The sequence below is a fragment of the Couchioplanes azureus genome, assembly GCF_014648355.1.
Classification (GTDB): Bacteria; Actinomycetota; Actinomycetes; order Mycobacteriales; family Micromonosporaceae; genus Actinoplanes; species Actinoplanes azureus.
Genome location: NZ_BMQY01000006.1, coordinates 173,308 through 199,423, shown reverse-complemented (window position 1 = coordinate 199,423; position 26,116 = coordinate 173,308). Strand labels below are relative to the sequence as shown.

Below are 26,116 nucleotides of genomic sequence, written 5' to 3'. Positions count from 1 at the left end.
ACGGCTAATCCACCACGATCGGCGGCTCGATGGCGCAGGCCTCCAGGGTGGTGACCGGGTGCAGCCACGAGGAGTCCGGAGCGCCGTGCGGATCCGGCCGCCACCGGTGACAGATCTTGTCCACGCCCAGCGGATGGATCGTCAGCGTGCCGTCCGCCGCGATGTGCATGCGGAGGAAGCTCTTCGAGTCCTCGATGCCCTGGCCCGCGAACAGCTCGTTGACGTTCACGTCGAAGTGGCTGGCGATCAGCAGGTACAGCGTCAGAAGCTGAGTGGCCAGGAACGCGATCACCGGCCCGTACAGGATGGCCGCGACGATCAGTGGGCCAGGCCAGGACCAGTCGTGGAACGGCAGGCGCAACCACAGCCAGGTGCCGCCGGCCGCCAGCCCGATCTGGGCGAAGCCGTGCACCAGGCCCAGGATCCAGTGCCGGGCGTGCTTGTCCTGGTTGGCGTCGGGTGGCTGCGCGAACAGCACGGCGCCGAGCAGGATCAGCACCATCATGAAGATCAGCGGGATGCTGAACAGGCGCTGGAAGATCCCGGCCTGCCCGGCGGCGCCCGCCATCGCGAGCATGGTCAGCGTCTGGACGATGCCCAGCATGGTCGCGAAGCCCGCGTTGCGTGCGGGAATCTTCCGGAACGCACCCCGGCTCATCCGGCGCGACTCCGCGGCGCTGGGAAACCGGGACGCCAGGGCGTACTCCCGGCTGCGGCTCGCGTTGCGGGTCAGCGTCTCCCTGGGCGGCACGGTCAGCGTCTCCGGCAGCTTGTGCGTCCCCAACAGGTACGCCCCGCCACCCCCGCAGGTGATCAGCTCCCGGTCCTCGCCGGTGTAGCGGGCGTAGTGGTGCAGGTCGCCGGAGACGAGCAGCCGCACCTGCGCCCCGCTGGGAGCCAGGATGGTCCGGATGAAGTAGTCGACCGAGTCGTACGCCCCGGGCTTCTTCGCCGCCTTGACCCAGGTCGGCGACGGCGTCATCAGGATGATCCGGTCCTCCGGCCCGAGGCCGCCGGCCGCCTTCTCGAAATACACCAGCTGGGGATCGTCGATGTAGGCACCGAACTGCTCGTCGATCGCGAACAGCCACCAGTCGGCGGGCAGCTTCACGGCGAAGTACGACCGGCGCTGCTGGGTCCGCCATCCCCCGATGTGGCCGTCCTTGCGCCGGGCGAAGAGGCGCAGGAAGGCGGTCAACCCGTCGTACCAGTCATGGTTGCCGGGCAGGGCGAACAGCGTGGGCCGAGGCCCGGAAGCCGGCGGCTCCGGCAGGGCGGCCCGATAGGGCCCCTTCATACGATTCTCGTACCCGTCGCCGTTGGCGAGCGGATAGACCTGGTCGCCCCCCATCACCAGCATCTGACCCCGCGGCAGCGTCCGCCCGTCGATCTCCAGACCCGGCTGCGCCAGCAGGTACGCCACCGAGTACGTCGCGTCGAAGCCGTCACCAAGATCCGAGACGTAGTCGAGCCAGAGCTCCCCGTCGGTCCCCGGCTGCTCGAAACACTCGCCCGGAAGCGCGTTCTGCAGCTCCCTCTTGTCGAGATAGGCGCCGAACAAGATCGCCATGAGCGTACGCAGGCCGGTGTTGAGCAGCAGCAGCGGAGCCAACCACCCCACCGGCCGCTGAGGCGTGAAGCCGAGCTGCCGCGGATCCATGCTCACCGGGCGCCGAGCGGTGGAAGGCTCGGCCTCGGCGGACGGGGTCCGCGGGCGCGGGGCAGGCTCGTCAACGGTCACGCAGGCAGATTAGTCCCGATCCGGCGCGTCCATGCCGTACCGCGCGCGAGAACACGACCGGCATGCCGTACACTCAATGACCGTTGCCGCCTTAGCTCAGTCGGCTAGAGCGACGCACTCGTAATGCGTAGGTCGACGGTTCGATTCCGTCAGGCGGCTCAGAGTGAAAGCCCAGGTCATCGGCCTGGGCTTCTCCGTTTCTCCAGGTCAGTGATGCTGCTGTCAACGGCGCCGGTCCTCAAATGGTCCTTACGCCGTGCCGTGACCGCCTCGTCCAGCCGGGTCGCCACCGCGTCCAGGTCGTCACCGAACAGACCCGCGTACACGTCCAAGGTCATCGACGCGGAAGCGTGCCCGAGCATCCGCTGTACCGCCTTGACGTTCGCACCGGCCGCGACCGCGAGGCTGGCTGCAGTGTGCCGCAGATCGTGCGGGGTCAGCCCGGCGAGGCCGATCGACTCGGCTGCCGGCTGGAAGACCCGGGGCCGGAAGTTGGTGTTGCGCAGCGGTCCGCCGTTCGGTGCGGTGAACACCAGGTCGTCGCGGCCCTTGCCCGCCACGCGCGCGGCCAGCTCGTCGACGAGGAAGCGCGGAATCGGCACCGAACGCCGCTGATGGTTCTTCGGAGTGCCCTCGATCAGTTCGCCGCCCACCTCGCTGAACGCCACCGCCACCACCACCCGGCGACGCAGGAGATCGAGCCGCGCGACGCGCAGCGCCGACACCTCGCCCCAGCGCAGCCCGGTGTAGGCCAGGAAGCGGACCAACAGCCCGTACTTGCCGCACGCGTCGGCGAGCGCGGCGACCTGGTCGTGGTCGAGGAACACCGGCTCCTCCTTCACCACCCTGGGCAGACGCACTCCGTCGGCGGGGTTGCGTACCATCCGGCCATCCCGCACGGCATGCGCGAGCGCGAGCGACAGCACCCGGTGGGCATAGCGCACGGTGGCCGGCGCGAGCCCGGAGGCGGTGAGGCGTTGCACCCAGGCCGCGACCTCGGCGTACGAGACTGCCGAAAGCGGAATGTGGTCCCAGGTCGGCAGCACCTGGCGACGCAGCGCCACCTCGTAACGGGCGCGCGTGGTCGGCTTGAGCTGCACCTGTGCGGCCATCCACTGCGCCGCCCACGCTCCGACCGTGACGCGAGCGCGGGCCGGATCGATCCAGTCGCCGCGACCGATGGCCGCCTTGGCCGAGGCCTCCCAGCGTTCCGCGTCCGACTTGCGGTCGAAGTGCCGGGCGATCTGCTTGCCGGATGCGTCGTAGACCCGAGCGCGCCACTTGCGGTTCGGCCGTTTCTCCACGCTCATGGTCAGTCCGCCTGCTTCGCCAGCCAGGCACGCACGTCGGCAGGGTTGTACCGCAGATGCCGACCCACCCGGGAGGCGCGCGGGCCGGTACGGCGGTACCTCCATTGATAGAGCGTGGACACCGGCACTCCCAGATACACCGACACATCTTCGGCCGTCCACAGCGGCTCGATCGTACGAACGCTCATGCCGTCTCCTCTCTGAATCCGCTGGTTACCGAAAGATCTGCGGTCGTGAGCTGGGCGGCGCGGTCTTGGGCGGCGAGCAGGGCGGTGCGCCACTGGACGCGGTGCGACAGGGCGCGCAGCAGGCGGTGGCCGAGCGGGGCGAGGTCGGCGTCGTCGGGTTTGGCGAGTTCCCAGGCGTAGGTGCCGGGCGGCTCGTCCGGGGTGGCGGATTCGGCGGTTTCGGCGTCGGTGGTGACGCCGAGTAGGGCGCGGACCCAGGCGCGGGTGTCGGCGCGGTGGTCGGCGAGGGTTTTGCCGGACCAGTCGCGCGAGACGAGGATGCGCCGGCCGCCTATACCGAGGGTGGCACGCTGGTGTGTCTTGCCCTTGCACCGACCGGGCTGCAGGCGAGCGTGCGCGTTCTTCGGCTGCACGCCGTAGAGCAGCCAGTTCGCGCACCGCTCGCCGCACGGGGTGATCCTCAGGGCCTGCCACAGCCGGTCGAGGTGCTCACGCTGGCGGTCGGTCTCGGTCTTGTGGCAGTCGGCGGCGGACTTGGTGACGTACTTGGTGATGTAGCCGATGGTGCGCGTGGCGTGTTCCGTGCCGGGCATGACGCCCTGGGCGTCGACCTGCGGGCCGAAGCGGATCACATGCGCCGGTTCGGCATCGGGGTCGGCGTCGACCAGGGCGAGCGCGTCCTCCCAGTCCGGGAGCGGAGTGCGGGTGTCGGGGTCGAGCCAGCCGCCGTGGTCGGGGTCGAACACCGGTGCGTGTTCCGGGGTGTAGACGAGGTCGTTGGCGGGTGGCCACCAGACCTGGTGGTAGGTGGCGGCGGCGACCTGGCGCAGCACCCCGCGGGCGATGGTGCCGCGGATGGCGAAGTGTGCGTGTGGGGCGAGGCGGCGCTGGGGTTCGACGCAGCCGGCGTATTGGACGTTCCAGCCGACGCAGCGGCGCAGGTTCTGCCAGAACCGGTCGAGCAGCCGGGGGAAGTGCACGGCGTCCCAGGCGGCGCGGCGGTAGTCGTAGGTGGTCGGGTTGACCGGGGTGCCGTCGGAGCGGACCCGGCCGTAGGTGTCCAGGGTGAGGGTGAGCCACATGGACGGCTGGTATTCGCGGCCGTCCGTAGCGGTGTAGACGCGGCCGACGGTGCGGGGTTCGACCTTCTGGCGGGGCAGGTCCGGGGCGTCCTGACGGCGGCGGGTGGAGCGGCGGCGGCGTTTGCCCGCGGTTGGGTCCTCGTCGTCGTGCGGCGGAGCAACGCGGCCGCGCAGCCCTTCGGCGGCGATCTGCTCCTCCACCTCGGCGATGGCCTCGTCCAGCTCGGCGACCTGCTCCCACAGGGACTCGCGGATCGCGGCGTCGCGGGCGGCTTCGAAGTCGGCGCGCAGCAGGATCAGCCCGCGCTGCTCCTCGGTGGCGGGTGCGGGCGGCGGGAGGGGTTCGTCGGTACGGTGCCAGCCTTCACGGATCTGGGTCTGGCGTAGCCGGCGGGCGCGTTTGGCGCAGGGCGGGCACTTGTCCTCGCGGGTGGCGCCGCACGGAATGTCGATCAGTTCGGTCTGGCCGGTGTGCAGGTCGGTACGGCGCAGGCTGACCGGGCGGATGCAGACACCGTGGTCGGCGCACAGCTCCTTGAGCACGTGCACCGACACGGGCAGCCCGAGGCGGGCAGCGCGCGACCCGGGACGAGGGTCGTCCGGCGTTGCGGAGGTGAGGCCGGGCAGGGTGGTGGCGGTCATCGGGTCACCTCCGGAGTGACGCGGGTGCCGTTGAGGCGGGTGAACGCGGTCGGCGGCACCGGCACGAGGCCAGCGGGCGAGGCCGGGGTGGCGGCTGCTTGCGACGTGGGTGTGAGCCCGTCGGCCGAAGGCTCCGTCGTGGCGGAAGGGGTGGCGGACGTCGTCGGCGTGGGCGCGGCGGCATCCGGCGGGGTGGCGCCGGTGAAGACGAGCTTGACGAGGGCCATGAAGGCCAGCGCGGGGACGGCTGACAGCAGCCAGCTGGACGGGCTGGGCTGGGCCACGGCGAGCTGCGCGGCCAGGGACAGCGCGGCGGACGCAATTAGCAGCGCGAGGGGATAGCCGACGGACTGGCCAGCGCGGCGTCGGCGGCGGATCGTGAGGAACGCGGCGACGGGGACGAGTTCGCTGATGACGGCGTTGACCCAGCCGAACGCGTCGGGGGTCCCGGCGGGGGCGTGGCGCATGGTCCAGTCGTGGACGTGGGTGAACGACGCCCACCCAGCAGCCACCGCGACCACGGTGAGGATGACGGCCAAGGCGACGGACTCGACGCGGGCCGCGGAGGTGTTCATCGGCCGGTCCTGGCGTGGCGGGTGGAGGACAGCAGTCGGGTCAGGTGGTGCAGCAGCGCGGTGAGCTGGTAGCGGGCGGCCGTGTCGGCGGTGGGCAGGGCGGCGGACAGGTGCACGTCGGCGTACTGGCGTCCCCGCGCGGTCTGTACCCGGGTGATGACGACGGTGCCGGTGCCGGGCAGGTTCGCGGTGATGGGTGCGGAGCGGTGTTCGCCGAGGCCGCAGTGGTGTCCGCCGGCGCACCAGTCGAGGTGCCGGGTCGTGGCCGACGTCGTGCGGGTGGCCGGGCGGCGCAACGTGGTGGTGAACATGGGGATCGCCTCCTTGCCGGGGTGAGATCAAGTTCAGTGGTGGCGGCAGCCGGGGCAGTGCAGGCCGCCGCAGGTGCGTTTGCGGGGCCACAGCAGGGCGGCCAGCAGCAGCACCAGGCCGAGCCCGCCGGCGACGGCGGGGCGTGTGCGGTGATCAGCGGCGCCAGCAGCCATCCGGCGAGGAACAGCACGGTCAGGACGGCGAGGATCAGCAGGACGGCGCGCATCACGCGGCCTCACTTCCGGTAGCCGCGACTGCGGTCGCTGGGCGGCGGCTGTCGAGGGCAACCACGGCGCGCAGCGAGCGCACGTGCTCGACCAGGGCGTCGATGTCGGTGTCGGTGACGTAACCCAGCCGGGCGCGGGTGGTCTGCCGGCCGCCGTCGACGAGGGAGAAGAGGATGCCGGGCAGGGTTTCCGGGATTTCGTGGCAGCGGGCGCCGTAGTCCACGGCCTTCTCGATCAGCGCGGCGTCGGTGTGGCTCTCGGTGGGCAGCCGCAGCGCGAGGCGGCGGGTGAACAGGTCCCGCACCGTGAACGAGTCCTTGGTCGGCTCCTGAATCGCGCCCAGGACGATGTAGCCGACGGCGCGGCCCTGGGTCAGCAGCAACCCGAGACTGTCCTCGATCTTGTCGCGGGTCCGCCGCGGCCAATACTTCAACAGCGGCGCCAGCTCATCGATCACGATCAGATGCAAAGGTCGAGCCTGCGAGGGTGCGAAGTCACGTTCCCCGATCTCGGCGTCGGCCGCGTTGGCAGCTTTCATGTCGCGCACGAGCTTCTGCAGCAGCTCGACCACCTCCTCCTCGTCCACGGCGTACTCGCAGAACAGCTCCCGGGCACGGGCTAGCTCCTTGGCCTTCGGGTTGATGCCGATGGGCCGCACGGTGCCGTCAGCGATGGCCGGGGCGAGGTAGCGCAGGGCGTTCCATTGCACGCCTGCCTTGCCGGCATTGCTCGATCCAGAGACGGCGGTGTGCCCGCCGACGACGCTGATCGTGAACGGGTCGTCGAACTCGTCCAGCCCGACCGGGACCCGTCGCCAGTCAATGGCGGCGGTCGAGGCGGCGAACGGCGTGGCCGGGACCGGTTCAAGGAGCGGGTCGCGGCGCATCAGATCCAGGCCCAAGAGCGCGGGGGCGATCTCGCGGACGGCGACGCGTTGGGCGCCGAAGCCGTGGCGGAGCTTCTCCGAGTTCTGGCGGAACTGGTCGAGGTCCTGACCGATCTGCATCCGGATGGTCAGCCGGTCCCAGTACGCCGTGGTCGTGACCTTCTTCAACGTCGGTGGGTGCCACTCGTCGTTCGCCGGGACGGCCAGGTCGCAGCGGGTGAACACGTCAGCCCACTTGCGGCGGTACGTCCACCAGCGCCGCCACCAGGTCCGCACCGGGCCGCCGACGACCCACATGAACGTGTCCTCGTGAGCCACCCGCCAGGTCGACGCGGCGATCAGCGTGGCGCCCAGGACCAGGGCGACGGTCCGCCAGCCGGCGTAGAGCACGGCGGCCAAGCCCAGTGCGCCGGACAGGGTGGTGCGGGGGTGGGACACCGCGAGGACGACCATGCGGGCGATGAGTTTGGCGGCGAGCTTCGCCACCCAGACGAGCAGCTTGCCGATCAGGCTGAACAGGAAATCACCGAAGCTCTGCCGTCGTACGGTGGCCACGACTCCTCCAGGAAAAGGGCAGCAGGGAGCCGCACCACCATTGGCAATGGGTGGCTCCCTGCTGGCGAAAAGTTGTTAGGCGGCGTTCTGCCGCAGCAGGTCCCGGTACGCCCGGTCGACCCCTTCACTGGCCACCAGCGCGCGGTCGATGCGGCGCTGAATACCGGTCAGGTCCTCGGTCGTGCCCAGCCCGGCGCCCAGCTCGGGGTCTTGGCGGGCGCCGTGGTCGATGAGGCGCCGGATCCGTTCCATCTGCACGTCGATCTCATCGATGCGCCCACAGATGTCGCTCATGCCGCCGCCTCCGTGTAGTAGACCTTCCGGCGCGAGAACGCGTAGAACTCGTCCGCGGCGGCGCTGGTGGCGCCGCTAGCCGTCTTGAGCAGGTCGGTGGCCTCGTCCACCACGGCCATGTCCATCCCCGTGCGCTGGCCGCCGACGTTGACCCGGATCTCCCCGACGTGCCGGTCATCAATGCGGACGATCTCCCGGTACAGGCCGGACACCAGGTCAGCCAGCACCCGCATCTCCGTGGCGATCTTCCGGCGGCGAAGCTTGATCTGACGCAGATCGCGGTAGAACTCGACCCGCGCCTCCCGGTCCACCCGCGCATCGGCAATCTTGTTCGCCAGATACGCCCGCACCATCGACTTACGGACCACCTTGCGTTCCGACTTCGGCAAGAAGTTCGCCTCCCGCAGCGGGCGTTCCGAAGCGAGCACCCGCTCGACCCGGTTGCGGTCCCTGCCGGTACTTCGACGTGTCCGAGACATTGCCTCTCCCCTTCATTCGAGGATCGAGTGCGCGAGCCGGACCCGGTCACGCACTGAGCGGAAACAGCGATTCCTGCGACGGCACCCGAACTGCGCGGGCCACCCGGCGGCGCACCGACCGCGACTGCGGCACCGACGGCGCCCCGTTCGTGACGGTCACGGAGTCAGCGGGCGGGAAAGGCACGTGCCGGGTCATCGTCGGCAGCCACCGGCCACGACCCAGCACCGCCCGCAGATCCGTCGCGTCACGCACATGGGGGGCGATCAGATCCGGGTCCAAGCGACGCAGCCGCACCACCGTGCGGGCCAGCGCCGCCGCAGCGGCAGCGATCTCCACCAAAGCGGCCACCCGGATCGCGTCGGCCGGGATCGTCTCGTACACCTCGCGGGCAGCCCGGACACCCGGACCGGCCAGGACAGCGACGGTGCGCCGATGCGTCCTCATCACGCCGCCGCCTTCGCGCCCTTGCCGGCCGCCTGCGGCTCCGTCATCCCCGTCGCGCGGATCGACCACGCCAGCCGCGCCCGGCACTTCTCCGTCGTGCCCTTGCACTTCTGCGAATCCACGTACGGGGTCAGCGTCACCCCGGTGAACTCCACCATCGGCGGGTAACCCGGCACCGTCACCGCCGGCGGAACCGGCTGCACCGGCGCCACCACCTTGACCTTGATCTCCTTCGTCGCGCCGAACTTGCCCGCCTCCGGATCCAGGTCCAACGCCTTGACCAGCCACACCCGCTCGCCCGTCTCCTTGTCCCGGAGCTGGTCGTCGCCCGTGCCACGCTTGTCGAAATCCGTCGCCGCCTCCACCCCGAGGAACAGCGCGCCGCTCGGAGCGATGTACTCCCACGGCACCGGCACCTTCATCGTGTTCGGAACAGCCATCTCGGCCTCCTTAGCTCTGCCGCCAGCGCTATGCCGGTCTCGGCGTTTACCCCCTCTAAACACCTCGGCCGCAGTTCGAGGAGTCGTGTTTAGGGGGTATAAGCAAAGATAGCGCGTCAGGGCAGGATGTCAAGGGGGCCTAAACTGAGGAGGTGAGCCAGCATGTTGACGCGTTCGACCAGGTGCGCCGAGAACCGGACCCCCTGCGCCAAGCAAAGCTGGCCGGCGAGCTGATCGCGCAGTACCAGCAGCGGTCGGTCGAGCTCGCGCGGTTGCGGAAGGAAGCGATCAACCGAGCGGCGAACGAACGTGGCCTCTCCTACAGCAACATCGCCGCTGAGCTCGGACTTACTCGAGGGCGCATCACGCAGATCCGGCAGACTGCGCCGCCCGCCGAGCGCGCCTTCTTCGGAGTCGGACCAGTCCGGGTCGCAGTGCCGCTGCGTGACGTCCCTGGGCGCGCGCTACCGGTCATCTCGTCTGAGGACACCCGAGCTGCCGAGATGCTGACACGCCTGCTTGCGGACCTGGCTTTCCAGGTTGAGCAGTTCCGCATCCCACCTGACGGAGACTGGCAGCCGCACAGCGACGCAGTGGCGATCTGCGGCCCGAAGTCGTCGCACGTGACAGCGGAGGCCATCGCTGTGGACCCGTACCTCACGTTTGGGCCCGACGAAGGCGGGAAGTGGACCATCCGGGAACGCGACGGCAGCCGCACCTACGAGTCGCCCATGGACGACGCGGCGAACTCCGGCTGGTCTGACGTAGCGTACGTCGGACGCCTCACCTTGCCCGGCGGACGGACTCTCCTGGTGATCGCCGGAGTGCACGCCCTCGGGTCTGTGGGCGCCGTCGACTACCTCGTCCGACACCTCGCTGACCTGTACGGCCAAGTCGGCACCCGGCCATTCTCGATGGTGGTCAGCAGCGACCACGACGGCGAGACAGTGACGAGGAGCGAGCTGCTGTGTCCCCCTCGCGTGCACAACTAGCCACGGTTCGAACCGCCCAGCGTCGCGGCCCGGATCGACCGTCGGAAGATCGCATCCTGACGCTGCCCGACGCGGTCGTCGTGTTGGACGGCGCCTCCGAACCCGATCCGAGCGAACACGACGGCGGTTGGCTGGCCGACACTCTCGGGCACCAGCTCATCGAACAGCTCGCCAGCGCCAGCGACGACCTCGCAGAGGCCCTCGCCGAAAGCATCGCCATCGTGGCCGCCCGATACGGCCTCAGGCCCGGCAGTTCCCCCTCAACGACGGTGAGCATCGTTCGGTGGGACGAGGACGCCGTGGACGTCCTGGTGCTCGGCGACAGCCCCGTCATCGCTGCGACGTACGCCGAGGACGTGTTCCAGGTCCGCGACGATCGCCTCCGCCAGGTCGCCACCGCGCAGCGAACCGCGAACGCCTCCGTTGGCTTCGGTGCGGGGGACCGAGACGGCTGGCGCAGACTAGTCGCCCAGGAACGGGCGTACCGCAATCGCGACGGCGGCTACTGGATCGCCGAGGCTGTGCCCGACGCGGCGCACCACGCCGAGCGGGCGCGATGGCGGCGGGACGAGCTGGCCGCTGTTCTGGCGATGACCGACGGCGTCTCGGCCGGCGTCGATCGCTACCGCGCCCCTCAGGACTGGATGACCGCCGTGACGATCGCTCGCGACGACCCGAGGCGCCTGATCGACCTGGTGCACGACACGGAGAAAGACGACCCTGACGGCGTGCGATGGCCGCGCAGCAAGCGCCACGACGACAAAGCGCTCGCCGTCATCGACTTCGCCGGGCCACCCGTTAGCTTAAGACGGTCAACATCCTGATCTGCCGAGTTGAGTGCGTCAGGCCGCGACGGACTCAGGGTGAATTGGAGATTCCCCGCTGCGCCGTCCGTACCCTTGCGCCCATACTCCAGCCAGTCCAGGCGTGGGTCATACCGTCTTGTCATCGGCAGTTAACTTACGACTCTTAATGCTGCTTGGATCAATACCCAAGCGGAGTGCGTCATTGGCTCGCCAATCGGCTGCCTGCTCAACGCACCGGTCGTTGGGCACGTCGAGCACGGCCGACGTGCCGCCCGTGATCGAAGACGTATACAGCAGCCCGTGAACGAGACGACCCTTCTCGTAGACCCGCAGGAGGTACTCGGTAAGGATCTGTGTCGGAACGTAGTCGATCTGCTCATACTCTGGACGGACACGGTCGCTGAGCTGGTTGACGAACCGGTGCAGGAATAGCAGTTGTCGACGAAACCCACCCCACTCCGGGTCAAACATGCTGGGGACCGGCCGCAGGCATGTGAAGTCGACTACAACCGAGTCTATCGACGTTTCGAATAACCCTAACGTGACGTGCGAGTCGTCAGTGCGGAACGCGACTTCCCGGATGGCAGTCTTAGAGTCGGCGGCGCCGTAGAACATCGGGATTCCAGCAGGATTCATTCGGTTCGCCTGCTTGGCATACTTAACGGGCGACGTGCCGAGCCGCGCCGCAGTATGGTCGATCGTCGGGTCGGAGTGCGTCTGCGCCCGCCACAACCGGGAACCAGCAGGCAACGGCTGGATCAGATTCAGGCGTTCGATAAGGCGACCGATCTCATCGAGGATCCGAGCGGGTGGCACCTCTCCGGTATGGTCGGCCTCCAATTCGTCCGGGTCGTCCTGTAACCAGATTACGTACCGCGTCCGGTACTTCACGGCGTTGCAGAACTGGTCCCAACTCTCGTTGAGAACCTGGTCTCGGCGGCGCCACGCGAAGTCCTTTTCGACCCATGTCCGGTCATGCATGGCCGTCTGGACCGCCTCAACCAAACCGTCACCGATCAAGACATCGCTATGGTCGGAGACGAGGTCGTACGTATTCCATATGGGCCCCCACCACTGCCAGCCGTCTTCGCTGCTGTCGTAGGACACGCCCTCCGCGGCATCCTCGTATTCGTTGCGGAGGCCATCCACGAATGTTTCAAGCATAGAATCGAGAGGCGCTGCGGGGCTCCGGTCGCAGAAGTCGCACACATCTCCGGCCGTCTCGTCAGCCCGGATAGCGCCCTCCAGGGCATAGTCGTCCACACAGGCGGTACAAACAAACTTGTCCGTGTACGACCAGCCCTGCTCTTCCTCTTCCATCATCTTCGCCTTAGCCACACCCACAGCTCAGACTCTAGGCTCTTCCACGGAAGATCACTGCGAGGATGCCCGTTCGAGCGTCCTCTTCTGCCGCGACGCGAGCGATGACGCCCGACGCGCGTCACGATGACGTGTACCCCGCTCCGCGCTGCGACGAGGCTGGCCGTTGGCGGCCGATCTTGTAGTCGCGCAGGCAGAACGGGAAAGCCGCTAGACGTCAGCCATAGGGTTGAACGGTGCATCAGAGAGTCGTGAGGCCGGGATCTTCACACTGGAACATTCTGCTAGGCAACGAGGCAAACGACGCGGCCTCGCTGTTCACGCACGGGCTGCGGATCACGCGCGACATCCGCGCCGACTACAACGACGCCGCCGCGGCGATGTCTCTGCTGGCGTTAGGCGCGGAGAAGCTGCTCAAGCTGACGATCGGACTCGCTCACCTCAACCGCGGAGAGCCGTGGCCCTCCCGGAGGCGGATGGTGCAGATCGGTCACCGCGTAGCGACCGCCGACGTTGAAGCCCGAGCCATGCTCGACTTGAGTCGTGGAACGGTGCCGGGCCACATGCAGGAGCGAGCTACCCAGGTTCAGAACGATCGGGTGCTTGTCGCCGCCCTGGAAGCGTTAGAGCGATTCGCCGACAGAGGCCGCTTCTACTTCCTCGACTCGCTGGGCGAGAATCCGCAGGCCGACACGGCACCACACTTCCTGTGGATTGGGATGGTCAGTGCGATCATAAACAGCGATGTCGACTTATCCGTGAAGATGAACACCGCTGATGGCTGGAAGCAGGAGCGACCCAACGTCAACGGAGTGATCGTCACCTCTCTCAGAGACTGGTGGGAGTTCTACCGGGCGGCGTGGACGACCGGGGTGAACGGTGCGTTGGCGAAGGATCTGTCCTCCGCGATCCGACTGCTGTCGCACTAAGCGCGCGCCTCTTCGAGGTAGCAGTACTGCCGAATTCGCCTCTATGAGATCAAGGCGGCCCGCAAGCGGGCCGCAGGGCCGGCGGCTCAGCCGGGCACCCCAGAGGGGCCCCACCCGGCTGTCCGCCGTCCTGAGCCGACACGGACTCCGACTCGGCTGCTGGCATTGCATCCTGCGTGTGCAGGTGAACCGGGCGCCGGAGGGTCCTGAATGCCCGGTGTCTTCGACACCGAAAACCGGGAGTCCTTTGCCCCTCTCGCCATAAGTGTCCAGCACCGCCACCAGGCGTCAAGGGCGCTTCGCGTCGCTGCGCGATGGCCTACGGCCCCCCTTGACCCCTGGCGACGGTGCTGGTGCAGGGCTCTTGAGAGGGCCGCCGGAAGAACGGGTTTGACCTTCTTCAAATCCCGCATTCCGCGCCCGTCCATGAGGCCGTCGTGGCAGACCAGATCAACACCACGCACACCGAGACCTTCATCGTGCTGATGGAGGAACACGAGCGCTTCGCTGCCCTGGCCGCCATCTGGCTCGACGCCGCGATCGACAGCGACCCGCAGGAGCCGGTCAGCGAACACCAGCGAGACCGCTACACCGCGGTGGGCGCCGCCTACGCCCAACTCGCCACCGCCAAGGCCCAAGCCGCTCAAGCGGTAGCGACACACCAGACCACCACCCAGGCCGGTGACCGCGCATGACCCCGAGCACGGCCAGCCGGACTCCGGACGACCACACCGCGCAGTGGATCGCTGAGCACGTGCTCACCCGGACCTACCTCAAGAGCTGCGGCGGAATCGACCTCGTCCGCTTGTGCTCGTGCCAGTACGGCCGGTGCGGTCACTGCGGCATGGGCAACCACGGCAAGTGCCCGACCCGAGTCGGGGTCGCCGGCCGCCCGCCCGCGGACGCGCACACCCACGTCGTCGGACGCAGAGGATGGGCGTACCAGCCCGTATGGACAACCGGGACGCCGTGCCGCTGGAGATGCGCCTGCACCGAGTGCGCCACACCCCGGCCAACGCCGGCCCCGCCGTTCCCGTACCGCAGAGCGCGGGGAGATCTCGTACCCGGCGACACCGTGTGGCTCACGCCCAAGACGCTCGCCTCTCCCGCGATCTGCTGGCAACAACCTCTGCGAGCGTCGTCCGGGTCGAGCGCGACAGCCTCTACATCACCGTGAAGGTCGACCAGGACGAACACCGCATCCACGCCGACAACATCGTACGAAGCGCACCGGCCGACCGAGGCAGACCCAGAACCACGAAGTCCAAGCGCGGGCAGATGCCCGAAGGCGTCGTCCAAGAGTCTCTGTTCTAGGCGGCCCGCCGAGGCGCTCAACTTCGCCAGTCCTCATCCAGTCCTCAAGAGGCCGATCGCTGACGGCCGACGTTGAGAGTTGCCGAGAGTCATTCCGGCAGGCCAGAGGCCATGATGCCAGGTGCGCACAGGTGGCCGACTTGATCTCGTAATGCGTAGGTCGACGGTTCGATTCCGTCAGGCGGCTCCAGGGTGAGGCCCTGACCAGCAGAAATGCCGGTCAGGGCCTCACGTTTATCGATGCGGTTTTGAATCGCCCCCGAAAACCCCCCCGGTAATGCCTGCGGGCGGTCAGGTTCGGCATGTCCCCAGCCGGGCATCGGCCGCCGTCTGCGGGCCCCATCCCGCCCATGATCGCTGGGTCCGGGTTGGTGGTAGCTCGTCTATCGCGGAGTTGTTCACTCGGTCCGCGAGAGCGAGGCGGCAGCGGACGCCACGAATGGTGGGGCGGCGCCTAGCTCGCCCCGCGCCTGCTCGGGGAGTGGTGATTCGACGTCGCTCGGGCGGTGCCGGCTGTCGATTTGCTATCCGGCAGATTCGCGGCCGGCAACCAGCCGGCTAGCGTGCATATCCGCAACGGGCCGCACGTCGATCGCAGGCTGGACCGAGAAGTTCCCGAAGCTCGCCGGGCGCACCGGCGAACGAGTCGAGGAGGACGCGGTCATGGGTCAGCGGCAACGGAACGGACGGCGGGCGGCGGTGCGTCGCGTTCGGTACGACGGGGTGTGGGTGGTGATCGTCGTGGCTGTACTGGTGCCGGCCGCCCGGTGGTGCGGTTGGTCGCCGGCCGAGGTCGTCGCCCTGGTGGCCGCCGTCGGGGCCCTGCGCGGTGCCCTCGGCACCGCAGGGATTCGGTCGGGCCGCCGCCTGCGCGAGGTGTAGCGCACGACAGAACGGGGCCGTGGATGCGGATGACGATCCCATCCACGGCCCCGTCTCCGTTGTGCCGGCTATGGATCGTGCTCGTGCAGGTCGCGCAGGATGGCATGGATCGCCGCCCGTGACGCGTCCGGGTCGAGCGCCAACTCCTGCAACTGCACGAACGCCTTGTCGTACGGCCACGCCTCCTCGACGGGCACGTGCTCTGTGGTGTGGCCGGTGGCGCTTTCCCGGAACACCAGGTCCCGGTCGGCCGGATCGGCGAAGCGCAGGTAGACGAACGAGCCCAGCCTCATGCCGGGATGCTCGCCCGCCGCCAACGGCAGCACCTGCACGGTGACCGCGGGTCGCTGCGTCACGGCAAGGATCTTGTGGAGCTGGTCGTGCATCACCCGCGGGCCCCTGGAGCGAACGCCGACTCGCCGGCGCAGTGCCCCCTCGTCGATGATGAAGTGCATCTGCTCGTGGGCCTGGGTGAAATGCTGCCGGCTCATCCGCATCTCCACCCGACGGGCAATCTCCGTATCTGTCGTGACGGACGCCGAGTGCAGCGCGATGGCGGCCCGGGCGTACTCCTCGGTCTGGAGAAGACCAGGGACGTAGGTGAGCTCGAAGCTACGGAGCTGTGAGCTGAGCTGCTCGAAATCGAGGTACTTCAGGAACGGTTTCGTAGCCACGTCGGCGTACTCACGGGTCCAGGAAGGCTGCCTGCTGCGACGCGCAGTCTCCACAAACTCGTCCACCAGTTGCCTGTCGGTGACGCCGTAGAGCTGCAGCATCGCCATCAGGTCCGTCTTCGACACCGAGCTCTGGCCTTGCTCGATGCGCAGCACCTTCGACTCCGACCAGTCCAGCTCCTGGGCCACCTCGACCTGAGTCAGGCCGCGAACCACCCGGGCCCGGCGCAGCTGCTGGATGAGCCGTCGCCGGTGCAGCACTCCGTCGGAGCTGGCAACCATGAGCCCCCCTACGGTCGAGACCGCTGGTGGAAAAAGCGTAGCTGCCCGATCGGCAATGGTCACCCCAAGCGATCCCGAGGACGCAGCCCGGCATCCGCGCCGGCGACCCGCTAGCACCTTCCAATGCCGAAAGGTCGGCGGCCGCGCGGTCGGCCTCTCGCTGGGCTCGGGCGCCTGTCGGGCTCGTTTCGCAGGACGCCCTCGACGCGGCCGACGAGGTCCACCGGCTCGCCGGACCCGTTCACCAACGGGGGATGGCTCCGGTCCGACGGTTCGCGGCTGGCCGAGGAGCGTGGTACTTGCTACGTCGAGCTGAAGCGGCCGGAGAAGGCCGAGCCCGTCCTGCGGACCGCCCTCTCACAGAGGCCCTCGCCGCGACGGCACGGCGCCGCGTTGACTGACCTCGCCATGGTCGGCGTCCAGCGGTGCGACGTACACAAGATCGTCATGTATGGCGACGCGGCATTGGACATCGCACGTCACAGCGGGTCAGGAGTGGTCGGCAGCAAGCTGCAGGGGCTTCGGCGCCACCTCGGACCGCTCGTCAGCGACAGCCACGTCCGGTACCTCGATGCCGAGATCGAAGCCCTGGCCGGCGCAGCGGCCACGAACTGAAGGAGACGAACTGTGAATGCGGAGTCGGCACGGACGTTCCGCGAGGCGTGGATCGCCGGAGTTCGCAAGCATTACCGGGGCGACTGGCTGGCAGCGGGAGACCGACGCCGACATCCTCCCGCAGGTGGAGAGGGGAGTTTCCGCGGTTCGTCGATGCGAACCAATGCTTAGCCAGGTGACCTGGCGGACACGAGGCCGGTGCGGGCGCGCCCGAGCCGATCACGGCGGTCGGTCAGCAGCCGCAACGCGACCTGCGGACCTAGCGTCAGGGCCGGTCGATGCCGTCGGCGAGGCGGCCGGGGCCAAGGCGGTTGAGGAGGACCCGGGCCACGTCGGCGACGGCGGGCAGGTGGTCGAGGAACACCAGGCGTCCCGAGCCGGACTCAACACAGAGGGCGGCGCTGCCGTACGCGGGATCGATGACGGCGACGGCTGACTCGCCCGGCACCGGATCGTCGAGCACGATCACCGAGCGGGTCTGGGCGGTTTCACCGGCCAGCAATCCCTTGAGCGCCGGGAAATCCGTCTCAGCGGCTGACAGCACGATTACTGCGTGGGAGTTGGCGGCGATCAGGTTCTGCAGTCGGGCCACGGCTGCCGTCATCTGGGCCGCGGACCTGCTGACGACCGGCCCGTGACCCGCCGCCACCTGGAACGGGGTGCCACAAGCCCGGTGGAAACCTGGGCGTGGCGGCGGCACCTGGGTCGCCGCAGCCGGGTCGAACCGGTGCTTCACCTGCCCCATAGGCGCCGGCCGGCCGAACAACCAGCCCTGCCCCCACCGCGCCCCCAGCCGGCGGGCCGTGACCACGTCGTCCTCGGTCTCCACGCCCTCGGCCAGGACCACCGCCCCAGTACGCCGGGCCTCCGCGGCCACCGCCGTGCACACCGACCGGGTGTGCTCGGTGTCCGGATCGCGCAGCAGGCTCATGTCCAGCTTGATTACCTCCGGCTCCAGCACCGGGAGGAACGCCAGCGACATCGGGTCGACGCCGACGTCGTCCAGGGCGATGCCGTTGCCGAACTGGTGCACGATGCCGGCGAGATGCACGAGAACTCCCGGCGAGGTGGGAAGCGCCCGTTCGGTGTACTCGAGGATGTAGCGAAACGGCAGTCCGTTGCCCACCATCTCGATGACGCGCGGTGATACCGGCTGGTCCAGCACGGCCGGTTCGGCGTTGATGAACAGCAGCGGCGGCGGTGCGCAGGCGGCGACGGTGCATTCCAGCGCCCGTTCGAAGCACAGCATGTCTAGCTGGGCGAGCAGTCCGGCCTCCCGAGCGGCGGCGAACAGCCGGTCCGGGAACTCCAGTTCGGTGCCGGCCGGTCCGCGGGCGAGTGCCTCCAACCCCACCACGAGCCTGCTGGACAGGTCGACGATCGGCTGGAACAAGGGGGTGACCATGCGGTCCCGCAGCACGTCGGCGATGGCTGCGGTGGCCGGCGCCTGAATAGCCTGCATCGCCTCAACCTTCTGTCGGCACTGTGCTCTGGTCCTATCGGTCACCGGCGGTCATTGCTGAGCTCATCCGTCCCGGACCCAACCGGGCCGGTTGCGACCTGGATCTGAACGGCCGGATTGCGGTACGCCGTGATGCGTCTGCGGGTGTGCCGGGCCGCGGCCAGCATCAACGCGGCGGTCGCGTCCGCGCAGCGGCGCTTTTCACCTCCACGGCGGCCGGTCAGGTCGCCGGGCAGCTCGGCCGGGTGGTGCGGCCACCGGGCACGTCGGAATGCGGCGCCGGTGGCCTGCTTCACACCCGAGCCCACCACCCGTAGGTGTGGCCGGTCCGGTGTGGGAGTGGCCGCGTTGGCGACGGACTCATGATGGCTCCACGGTTTCGTCCGAGTCCATCCGCTCTTCGCGGTCTGAAGCTCCGGTAAGTCAAGCCTGTGGACAACCGAGCTCGGCTCGCCGCGAGCGTCCGCGGGGACGTACTGCAGAGGACCAGATCAACTGCTGGCGTTGTCTGACAAGCTACGGGCTCCCCGTAGCAGGGTCGATTCAATCGTGGCGCAGGGTGTGTGAGGGCGGGACGCCGTAGGTGGCGCGGTAGGTGGCGGTGAAGCGGCTGTGGTTGGGGAAGCCCCAGCGTGCGGCGATCGCGGCGACGGTGGCGGTGCGGGGGTCGGTGGTGCGGAGGTCGTGGTGGGCGCCGGCCAGTCGGGCGCGGCGTAGGTAGGCCGCGGGGGTGGTGTCCAGGTGGCGGCGGAAGGCCAGCTGCACGGTGCGGATGGTGACGTGGCAGGCGGCGGCGATGTCGGCGATGCTGATGTCGGTGCAGGCGTTGGTGTCGATGAACGCGACCGCGCGGCGCACGGTGGCGGGGTGGGCGTCGTGCCGGTCGGCGCTGGTCGGGTCGGTGCGGGCGTTGTTCGGGAAGACGGTCAGGGCGGTCGCGGTGAGCAGCCGGGCCAGGCTGCCGGTGAGCATGGTTCCGGTGTCGGCCGGCAGGGTGTCGACTGTGGTCAGCACGTAGTCGTAGGTGTCGGACCAGCGGCGGGCGGCGGCTGCGGAGATCGGCCGGTTTTCGGTGAACCGCAGGACCGGTCCGGTCCGGGGCGGCCCGTCGGCCACCTGGGCGAGCAGGACCGGATCCAGGTAGACGGTTTCCGAATCGAGATTGGCGGCGATGCCCTGCCAGTCCCGGTCAGGCGGCAGCGAGATCATCACATCGCCGGGGCCGCTGTCGTGCTCGTGGCCGTCGTAGCAGTTCGTGACGGTGCCCGCCCGGATCCGGCCGATCGGGATGACGCCCAGGGCAGGCCCTTGGGTGGTGTACCCCATCCCGAAGGTGAACCGGTTGAGCGACGCGTGCGCGCCCAGGCGGGTGCGGGCCAGGCGCATGGATCCGGTCCCGCCGGACACGTGCAGCCGCACCGGGGTGAACAGTTCGCTGAGCAACTGTTCGGCGGCATCGACGTCGTGCGTCTCGTACACCTCTGTGCTCACCGTGACGCCCCCTTCGGATGACAGCCGCCGGTCCGGGCCAGGCCTCTAATAGTGCAGGGTGTGACGGGGCAGCCGGCCGAAGGTCCGACGATAGTCGGCGGCGAACCGGCTGAGGTCGGCGAAGCCCCAGCGTCGGGCGATGGCGGCGACCGTGGCACCGGCAGTGGGGTCGGCGGCTTGCAGGTCACGGTGGGCGCGGTCGAGACGGACCCGGCGCAGGTAACCCAGCGGGGTGATATCCAGGTGCCGGCGGAAGCCGGCCTGCAGCGCGCGGACGCTGACCCCGGCCGCGGCGGCGATGTCCTCGCCGGTAACCGCCTCGGCGGCGTGCGCGTCGATGTAGGCGACCGCGCGGCGCACCGTCGCCGGCGGCACCCGGCCAGGGCCGGCAACGTAGTCCACGCTCATGGTGGTGTTCGGGAACACGCTCAGCGCGGCGGCGGCCGCGGTGTCGATCGCCGCGGTCAGCAGCAGCGCGGGGATGCCGGTGTCGCCGGCCGTGTCCAGCAGCCGGGCGAGGTAGGTGTGGGTGGCCAGCCACCGCTGGTTCGCCGCGGCAGACACCGCGGTCATCGCGTCGAACCGGAAATCGGCCGGTGCGACGCCGAGCTGCTCGGCGATCCGGGTCACCGCCTCGGCCGGAAACTGCGCCACCTCGCAGGCCGGCCAGTCCTGCACCATGTCAAGACCAGTGTGGGGCAAGAGCAGCGCCTCACCGCCGCCTACCCGGCAGCGCTGCCGCCCGGTCGACACGTCGAATCCGCCACCGCGCATGCTGATGATCAGGACGGTGTCGCGCGGATCGGCGGTGACCGCCATGCACGCCAGGTAACTGACTCGGTCCACACTCAGCGCCCCAGCCGCCGCGAACTCCGAGCGGAACCCGAACCGGCGGACATCTCCCCGCACGCGGGGAACGTGATCGGTGTATCGCTGGCTGATCACCTCCCGTACCCAGTCCAGATCGCCGGAACGCACCGCGGCACGCTCGACCGGCAGGTCAGACACCAGCGCGGCCATGCGCCCTCTCCCTTCGCCGGCACCACCGGTGAATACGTGTCAGGCGTCGCGGTTGCCCGTTCAGCGAACTTCACCATCCGCCTGGATTGCCACGCACGTCAACCCGAGGTCGCCTGCACGGATGGACGACCTCCCGGCCGCATGGCACCGCGCAGAACGGCGGCGCCCTGGCGCCGGGCAGGCACACCGCCGCGCCCTCGAACGGGTCCAAGCCCTCCGCGCTGACGCCCCGCGGGCCCGAGACCGCGCCCATCAGCGCACCGCCGCCGCCCAGCGGCTGGCCGAGAGGGCCGCTACCGCGCTACGTGAGGCGGAGCGTGCCCGTGACCGCGCGGCTCAGCTCTGCGCCGATCAGATCGACCGCCGGGCGGTCAAGGATTTCGCATAGCGCACAGAACACCACCGTGAACGTCGCCATTCGTCGTAGCCCCCCACCAAGGGTCACCACCAGGCTAATGAGCGCATCTGGTCTCTCACCAGGCACCTCCTGCATGGCCCGGGGAACGCCGAGCGACAGGAGCCGCCATGGATGGCAACAACGGCGCCGGCCGGCTGGGTGTGATGTCCAGTCGGCTAGGTCAGGCGGCCCCCCGCCTGCCGAGCCGACGGCAAGCATCAGCACCGACGTTCAGGCAGCAGACGCGGCCCGGCTGACTGCACGCGGCGAATTCGACCGCGACAACTGCGGCCTCATCCGCGCCGCCGTCACCGAGGCCGTGGCGCAGGCCACCACCATGACAGGCTGCCCGGCTCGACGGACGGCCGGCTCAGGCGGACATCGCCTTCGGCCTGGGCTTCGGCGCCGCCACCATCGGCCGCCCTGTCCTACTGACCACCCTGTACGGCACGGCCCGCTCCACCACCATGGCAGGCGTCCTCGCGGTCCCCTTCGCCATCGCCAAGGCCATTGCCCCACTCGTCGCCGGCGCGGCTCACGACGCCGACGGTTCATACGCAGGCGTCTTCGTCGCCGTAGGGCTCGGCTGCGCCGCTGCTGCCGCCGGCATCGTCCTGACGCCACTCCATGATCGAGACAGATAGCCGAGCTGAAATCTCATTCGGAAGTACTCGAACCGCGGGCATCCCCACGGGCGGACCGAAGTAGCAACGAGCCCGACGGTGAGGTGACCGTCGGGCTCGTGGACGCTTATCACCGCTCTTTGCGCGGCCGTGCCATAGGATACGTGGCTTCGATGCCCAATGTGCCCGACGGCAGTGCACAGTTCTGTGACGTGCCCCCGGCAGGGCACCGACCTGCGCTATGTGACGCTTCCGGCGGCCCGGCCATGGAGGCCACGGGCAAGCGCCCCCCGTCCCCCCAGCCGTACTCCCTCGGCGGGGTTGCGTGCCATCCGGCCGTCACGTACGGCATGCGCGAGCGACAGCACCCGGTGGGCGTAGCGCACGGGGGCCGGCGCGAGGCCGGACGCGGTGAGGCGCTGCACCCAGGCCGGGACGGTATGTGACCGCGTCTCAAGACCAGAACACCATGAAGGTTGCCCACGGGAGCCGTCACCTGCTGGTCTCCGTGCTCGCCGGCGCACCCGGGCTGCTGCTGCCCGGGCCCGGGAGAGGCGGGTCAGCATGATGGCGTACCGCTGGGGCTACCTGCGCAGGAAAGGCGGAACGCGGACCTGGGCGGCCCTGTGCCTCACCGACCCCTGCGGCGATCCGGCCTAGGCGGCTTTCGTGAGTGTTGTCGGCGACGTTGCTCGTGACGCGGTGCGATGCCATGCGATGCGCGAGCACTGACAGCGTCGTGTGCCGGTAGGTGGCCCGGTACTGAACCGGGCCACCGCCGCTGTATCAGGTCAGACCACCCGCAGGTAAATGAAGGCGTCGGTGCCCGCCCGCCACGGCATGGTGAAGTCGTCCCTGTTGCCCTCAGGACAGGCCCGAGGGCTGTAGTCCCGGCCCGAGTAGTTGTTGTAAGTCGCGTAGACCTGGGCGCATTTGCCATCGCCGAGGGTGTCTTTCACCCAGCCGTTGACGCGTACCTGCGTGCCGTTGCTGAAGCACTCCCGTACGTGGGCTTCGCCGCCGACGATCCGGATGTACTGCTCGGCACGGCAGGTCACTGCGGCCGACGCCATGGTGGGCGTGGTGGCTACGAGTCCAAGCGCTGCGGCGAAGCCGGCCAGCGCGCTGGCCATGATGCGTTTCATGGTTCGGTTCTCCCTCTCTCGCGTTGCCAGGCACCGATGGCGTACCGGGGCCGGTATGGCCGAATTGGCCGGCACCAGCATCGGCAGGTTGGCGGCCATCGATCCAGAGCCATCTGTCCCCGGATGAAGGGCAGCTGTCGGCGAAAGACAGTTAGCTGACCTTGTTGGCGGGTTACGAGACGTCGCTCAGGCACCGGACCGGCCGGGCACCCCAGAGGGGCCTCACCCCGCCGGCCGCCGGCCAGCCGCAGCCGGGGTTTGCCGCACGACAAAGCCCGAGCCTCCGGCGAGGGCGCGAGCTTCTGGGATGGGGTGCCATACGGGATGGCACGGGGCAGAGGCACGAATCCTTGTCGGGATAGGCGCCGGAAACCGCTCGACCGAACTTCCCGGTACGCCGCTTCTACACTGCTGCGTTGACCCTCGAAGATCCGGTCGCGGCGGCGGGCCGCAGGGTGGACGCCGCCGCCGCAGGCGATCCGGTAGCGCTGCGTGAGCTCTGTGCCGCACTCAGCGGGCTGATGCACTGCGCGGACCAGGGCGATCGGGTTGCTCAGCGCACGCTGGGCTCTGTGCTTCAGCACGGCGTCGGCACGGCGCCCGATCCGGGTCGGGCGACTGAGCTGTATCGAGCGGCTGCCGCCAGCGGCGACGCGTGGGCTGCGTACAACCTGGGCGTGCTCGCGGGGCGTTCGGCCGAGTCGATCGAGTGGTTGCGGCTCGCCGCCGAAGCCGGACTGGTGCCGGCCTTCCCTGCCCTCGGGGACCGACTCAGTGACCACGACCTCGACGAGGAGGCCCGCCAGTGGTACGTCCGGGGCGCCGAAGCCGGGGACAAGGGCAGCATGTACGCGGCCGCGTGCCGGTACCGCGACGGGTTCGGCGGGCCGGTTGACCCGGTGCAGGCGTTGCGCTGGTACCGACGCCAAGCGACGAGGGCGAGCAGCAGCTGACGGCCGGTCAAGCCATGATCACGCCGTAGGGGTTCAAGTCTCTTGGTCGACCAGTCGGACGCACGCCACTCACTGAGGCGCCCTGCTCCGCCGGTCGTTATCCAGTCCTCGAGAGGTCGATCGCTGCCGGCTGCCGCTGAGGGTTGCCGAGAGCCGGTCCAGCCCGGCCGGACCGTGAGGGCTGTCGACGATGGCAGCATGCGACGGCGCTCTCGAATGCCGTTCTCGGCTGGACGGGCCGATGGGCAGCGCACCGGCACGACGACCGCAAGCATGTTGTGCCGCCGGTAGGCCTGCGGGTCACACGGCGTGGACGGCCGCGAATGGCGCGGTCGTCGTCGTTGTCTGGTTCGTCGCCCTCCGACTCGCGCGGTCGATTCCGCATGCCAGCCCGGTGTAGGTCTCGGCGAGCTGGTGGAACGGGTAGTTCAGCGGGGCGAGCCGTCCGGGTTCACGCCGTGGCTCACAGTCGTGGCGGGCCGGGATCGCCTCGACCGTCTCCGGGGTCGGGTGGTCGCCCGGGTCGTCGGTTGGTACGTCGCGGAGAGGGCGGGGTGGGGCCGGGTCGCGCACCCCGAAGGCGGGGAGGATGCGCCGCCCCGACGTCCTCGGTCATCTGGTGCCGGAGCTCGCTGGCCAAGCGCAGCATCTCCCCGGTCGCGGCCGGCCCGACGGCGGCCTCCTCGAGGGTGTCCTGCAGCCGCATGTAGAGGTCCTTGGCCGGCGCGGTGAGGAACATCCCGCCGGCCTTCTCCCCGAAGTACCAGCGGTGGAAGCGTTCACGGAACTCGTCGAAGTCCGCGCCGGTGGGTTCCTTTCCCGGCCGCCACGCGCGGGGGACGCATTCGGTGAGGTGGAACAGCTCCTGGTAGCGCTCCAGCCGCCGCTCCTGGAGGGTGCGGTCGGAGGCGTACTCGAGCTCCAGCCGCATCTTGGACCGGGTGGTCAGATGGGTCACGACGCCGCCGGCGAGTGCGCCGAGCACGATTCCCAGGAGGGCGACCAGGACGTCCATGGTCAGGGCAGGTTCTTGCGCAGGTAGGCCATCTGGTCGGCGGGGATCTCGGGTACGGGCGCGACGAGGTCCGCGCCGCGCGCCACGTACTCCTCGGGCTTGCCCATGATGAAGGTGTCGATGAAGGAGCGGGAGACGACGACCGCGTCGAAGAAGCGCAGTCCGCCGAAGGCGTCGATGTCGAACTTTCCGCTGAACTCGAACTTGCCGTTGCCGACCGGATCGAAGCTGCCTGTGTAGCTGTAGGTGATCGGCCAGGTGCGCGGATCGGGTCTGTCGTTCGGCGGGAGCTGGACGAGGCGCCGGATGGCTATGTCGACGCTGGAGTGCTCCCAGTCGGTCGAGGCGGTCAGCTGCCGCCAGATGCGCGGATCGGTGATCTCGCCGTAGGCGTTGCCCTGCCATTCGATCAGCACCTCGGCGTGGGCCTGGAACCATTTCGCGCAGTCGATGTAGAACAGCCGCCGGCGATATCGCTGGGTGGGTGCCTGGGCGCCCGGCATCTCCTGCCGGGCGGGTCCGGTGAGCATCCGGTTGGAGGTCTCGTAGGAGAGCTGGAACGTACCCGCGATGTCCGGCTGGGCCGCCTGCGCGACCGAGATCGCGCCGAGGCCGATCTGGATCGCGTCGACCGCGGCGATGCCGGCCAGCTGCGGGGTGGCGTACCCGTGCGGCGGTTTTCGGAAGAGGTCGGCCTCGGCCTGCCGGCGGCGGGTGAGTTCGGGGAGGACGGTCACCGCGCCGTTGCGGCGCGCCTTGACCCATTTGCGGAGCTCTTCGGGTACGGCGAGATAGTCGCCCCGATTGAGCAGGCGCAGCAGGGTGGACGAGGTGAAGCGGGCCTGGCCGACCTCGCAGACGAACGCGACGAGGGCGTCGAACTGGTGCTGGGCCAGGGGCACGGTCACGCCGGCGGCGACGGTCTGCTCGGCGGTCGGGACGGATGCGTTGCCGGGCGGGCGGTCGCGCAGCAGCGCCCTGCCGGTCTCGGACAGGCTGTGGGGCATCGTGGTTCGCTCC

The 26,116-nt window shown here is 69.2% G+C and carries 29 protein-coding genes and 1 tRNA gene; 9 read left to right on the top strand and 21 right to left on the bottom strand.

What is annotated here, in order from left to right; genetic code table 11:
• Window positions 1-4 precede the first annotated feature (4 nt).
• Window positions 5-1,660, bottom strand: a complete 1,656-nt coding sequence (locus IEY99_RS22500; RefSeq protein WP_189206227.1) for a metallophosphoesterase — start codon at window positions 1,658-1,660, stop codon at window positions 5-7.
• A gap of 166 nt (window positions 1,661-1,826) precedes the next feature.
• Between IEY99_RS22500 and IEY99_RS22495 the strand changes: the two genes are divergently transcribed.
• Window positions 1,827-1,900, top strand: a tRNA-Thr gene (locus IEY99_RS22495).
• 17 nt (window positions 1,901-1,917) lie between these two features.
• On the opposite strand, the gene IEY99_RS34420 is transcribed toward IEY99_RS22495, so the two are convergent.
• The 11 genes from IEY99_RS34420 to IEY99_RS22440 form a co-directional block, all read right to left on the bottom strand.
• Window positions 1,918-2,625, bottom strand: a complete 708-nt coding sequence (locus IEY99_RS34420) for a tyrosine-type recombinase/integrase (protein WP_229799160.1) — start codon at window positions 2,623-2,625, stop codon at window positions 1,918-1,920.
• A 428-nt stretch (window positions 2,626-3,053) separates the two neighbouring features.
• Window positions 3,054-3,239 (bottom strand): helix-turn-helix domain-containing protein, encoded by a 186-nt coding sequence (locus tag IEY99_RS22485; RefSeq protein ID WP_189206012.1) that lies wholly within the window; start codon window positions 3,237-3,239, stop codon window positions 3,054-3,056.
• Window positions 3,236-4,963, bottom strand: a complete 1,728-nt coding sequence (locus IEY99_RS22480; protein WP_189206011.1) for a replication initiator — start codon at window positions 4,961-4,963, stop codon at window positions 3,236-3,238. The genes IEY99_RS22485 and IEY99_RS22480 overlap by 4 nt, the downstream gene beginning before the upstream one ends.
• Window positions 4,960-5,538, bottom strand: coding sequence for a DUF2637 domain-containing protein (locus IEY99_RS22475; protein ID WP_189206010.1), 579 nt, complete (start codon window positions 5,536-5,538; stop codon window positions 4,960-4,962). Before IEY99_RS22475 ends, IEY99_RS22480 begins: the two co-directional genes overlap by 4 nt.
• Window positions 5,535-5,849, bottom strand: a complete 315-nt coding sequence (locus IEY99_RS22470) for a hypothetical protein (protein ID WP_189206009.1) — start codon at window positions 5,847-5,849, stop codon at window positions 5,535-5,537. The genes IEY99_RS22475 and IEY99_RS22470 overlap by 4 nt, the downstream gene beginning before the upstream one ends.
• 33 nt (window positions 5,850-5,882) lie before the next feature.
• Complete coding sequence (locus tag IEY99_RS22465) at window positions 5,883-6,023, bottom strand: hypothetical protein (RefSeq protein ID WP_189206008.1); 141 nt, start codon at window positions 6,021-6,023, stop codon at window positions 5,883-5,885.
• Window positions 6,024-6,075: 52 nt separating this feature from the next.
• Window positions 6,076-7,518 (bottom strand): hypothetical protein, encoded by a 1,443-nt coding sequence (locus IEY99_RS22460; protein WP_189206007.1) that lies wholly within the window; start codon window positions 7,516-7,518, stop codon window positions 6,076-6,078.
• A 75-nt stretch (window positions 7,519-7,593) separates the two neighbouring features.
• Entirely contained in the window at window positions 7,594-7,812 is a 219-nt protein-coding gene (locus IEY99_RS22455) for a hypothetical protein (RefSeq protein ID WP_189206006.1), read from the bottom strand.
• On the bottom strand, window positions 7,809-8,291 hold the full coding sequence (locus IEY99_RS22450; RefSeq protein ID WP_189206005.1) for a hypothetical protein: 483 nt from the start codon (window positions 8,289-8,291) through the stop codon (window positions 7,809-7,811). The genes IEY99_RS22455 and IEY99_RS22450 overlap by 4 nt, the downstream gene beginning before the upstream one ends.
• A 46-nt stretch (window positions 8,292-8,337) precedes the next feature.
• Window positions 8,338-8,673 carry a hypothetical protein gene (locus tag IEY99_RS22445; RefSeq protein WP_189206004.1) on the bottom strand — a complete coding sequence of 112 codons (336 nt, stop codon included), beginning with the start codon at window positions 8,671-8,673 and terminating at the stop codon, window positions 8,338-8,340.
• Window positions 8,674-8,735: 62 nt separating this feature from the next.
• Window positions 8,736-9,176 carry a hypothetical protein gene (locus tag IEY99_RS22440; protein ID WP_189206003.1) on the bottom strand — a complete coding sequence of 147 codons (441 nt, stop codon included), beginning with the start codon at window positions 9,174-9,176 and terminating at the stop codon, window positions 8,736-8,738.
• 152 nt (window positions 9,177-9,328) lie between these two features.
• Between IEY99_RS22440 and IEY99_RS22435 the strand changes: the two genes are divergently transcribed.
• Both IEY99_RS22435 and IEY99_RS22430 read left to right on the top strand, forming a co-directional pair.
• Entirely contained in the window at window positions 9,329-10,168 is an 840-nt protein-coding gene (locus tag IEY99_RS22435; protein WP_189206002.1) for a hypothetical protein, read from the top strand.
• Complete coding sequence (locus tag IEY99_RS22430) at window positions 10,144-10,992, top strand: protein phosphatase 2C domain-containing protein (RefSeq protein ID WP_189206001.1); 849 nt, start codon at window positions 10,144-10,146, stop codon at window positions 10,990-10,992. Before IEY99_RS22435 ends, IEY99_RS22430 begins: the two co-directional genes overlap by 25 nt.
• A 108-nt stretch (window positions 10,993-11,100) precedes the next feature.
• Here the strand turns inward: IEY99_RS22430 and IEY99_RS22425 are convergent, their stop codons facing one another.
• Window positions 11,101-12,318 carry a HEPN-associated N-terminal domain-containing protein gene (locus IEY99_RS22425; RefSeq protein WP_189206000.1) on the bottom strand — a complete coding sequence of 406 codons (1,218 nt, stop codon included), beginning with the start codon at window positions 12,316-12,318 and terminating at the stop codon, window positions 11,101-11,103.
• Window positions 12,319-12,530: 212 nt separating this feature from the next.
• Between IEY99_RS22425 and IEY99_RS22420 the strand changes: the two genes are divergently transcribed.
• The 4 genes from IEY99_RS22420 (at window position 12,531) to IEY99_RS22410 (ending at window position 15,419) form a co-directional block, all read left to right on the top strand.
• Window positions 12,531-13,223 (top strand): hypothetical protein, encoded by a 693-nt coding sequence (locus IEY99_RS22420; protein ID WP_189205999.1) that lies wholly within the window; start codon window positions 12,531-12,533, stop codon window positions 13,221-13,223.
• A gap of 437 nt (window positions 13,224-13,660) precedes the next feature.
• Window positions 13,661-13,918, top strand: a complete 258-nt coding sequence (locus IEY99_RS22415; protein WP_189205998.1) for a hypothetical protein — start codon at window positions 13,661-13,663, stop codon at window positions 13,916-13,918.
• Window positions 13,915-14,400 (top strand): DUF6248 family natural product biosynthesis protein, encoded by a 486-nt coding sequence (locus IEY99_RS35295; protein ID WP_373293414.1) that lies wholly within the window; start codon window positions 13,915-13,917, stop codon window positions 14,398-14,400. Before IEY99_RS22415 ends, IEY99_RS35295 begins: the two co-directional genes overlap by 4 nt.
• A gap of 878 nt (window positions 14,401-15,278) precedes the next feature.
• A complete protein-coding gene (locus tag IEY99_RS22410) occupies window positions 15,279-15,419 on the top strand; it encodes a hypothetical protein (protein ID WP_194505972.1) in 141 nt (46 codons plus the stop codon).
• A gap of 68 nt (window positions 15,420-15,487) precedes the next feature.
• Here the strand turns inward: IEY99_RS22410 and IEY99_RS22405 are convergent, their stop codons facing one another.
• Window positions 15,488-16,375 (bottom strand): helix-turn-helix domain-containing protein, encoded by an 888-nt coding sequence (locus tag IEY99_RS22405; protein ID WP_189205996.1) that lies wholly within the window; start codon window positions 16,373-16,375, stop codon window positions 15,488-15,490.
• 393 nt (window positions 16,376-16,768) lie between these two features.
• Here IEY99_RS22405 and IEY99_RS35290 point away from each other — a divergent pair, with 393 nt between their 5' ends.
• Entirely contained in the window at window positions 16,769-16,990 is a 222-nt protein-coding gene (locus tag IEY99_RS35290) for a hypothetical protein (protein WP_229799102.1), read from the top strand.
• Window positions 16,991-17,255: 265 nt separating this feature from the next.
• Here the strand turns inward: IEY99_RS35290 and IEY99_RS22395 are convergent, their stop codons facing one another.
• From IEY99_RS22395 to IEY99_RS22375, 5 genes are all read right to left on the bottom strand, one after another.
• The gene (locus tag IEY99_RS22395; protein ID WP_189205995.1) at window positions 17,256-18,452 is read right to left on the bottom strand and encodes an EAL domain-containing protein; all 1,197 of its coding nucleotides are present in this window, start codon (window positions 18,450-18,452) and stop codon (window positions 17,256-17,258) included.
• Between the two features lie 41 nt (window positions 18,453-18,493).
• Window positions 18,494-18,748: a hypothetical protein gene (locus tag IEY99_RS22390; RefSeq protein WP_189205994.1), complete on the bottom strand. Its 255-nt coding sequence runs from the start codon at window positions 18,746-18,748 to the stop codon at window positions 18,494-18,496.
• A gap of 247 nt (window positions 18,749-18,995) precedes the next feature.
• Complete coding sequence (locus IEY99_RS22385; RefSeq protein ID WP_189205993.1) at window positions 18,996-19,943, bottom strand: helix-turn-helix transcriptional regulator; 948 nt, start codon at window positions 19,941-19,943, stop codon at window positions 18,996-18,998.
• Window positions 19,944-19,988: 45 nt separating this feature from the next.
• Complete coding sequence (locus IEY99_RS22380) at window positions 19,989-20,963, bottom strand: AraC family transcriptional regulator (protein WP_189205992.1); 975 nt, start codon at window positions 20,961-20,963, stop codon at window positions 19,989-19,991.
• Window positions 20,964-22,774: 1,811 nt separating this feature from the next.
• Window positions 22,775-23,128 (bottom strand): hypothetical protein, encoded by a 354-nt coding sequence (locus IEY99_RS22375; protein ID WP_189205991.1) that lies wholly within the window; start codon window positions 23,126-23,128, stop codon window positions 22,775-22,777.
• Between the two features lie 416 nt (window positions 23,129-23,544).
• Here IEY99_RS22375 and IEY99_RS22370 point away from each other — a divergent pair, with 416 nt between their 5' ends.
• A complete protein-coding gene (locus IEY99_RS22370) occupies window positions 23,545-24,081 on the top strand; it encodes a tetratricopeptide repeat protein (RefSeq protein WP_189205990.1) in 537 nt (178 codons plus the stop codon).
• A 463-nt stretch (window positions 24,082-24,544) separates the two neighbouring features.
• On the opposite strand, the gene IEY99_RS22365 is transcribed toward IEY99_RS22370, so the two are convergent.
• Complete coding sequence (locus tag IEY99_RS22365) at window positions 24,545-25,096, bottom strand: hypothetical protein (RefSeq protein WP_189205989.1); 552 nt, start codon at window positions 25,094-25,096, stop codon at window positions 24,545-24,547.
• 2 nt (window positions 25,097-25,098) lie between these two features.
• Window positions 25,099-26,103: a lysozyme gene (locus IEY99_RS22360; protein ID WP_189205988.1), complete on the bottom strand. Its 1,005-nt coding sequence runs from the start codon at window positions 26,101-26,103 to the stop codon at window positions 25,099-25,101.
• Between the last annotated feature and the right edge of the window lie 13 nt (window positions 26,104-26,116).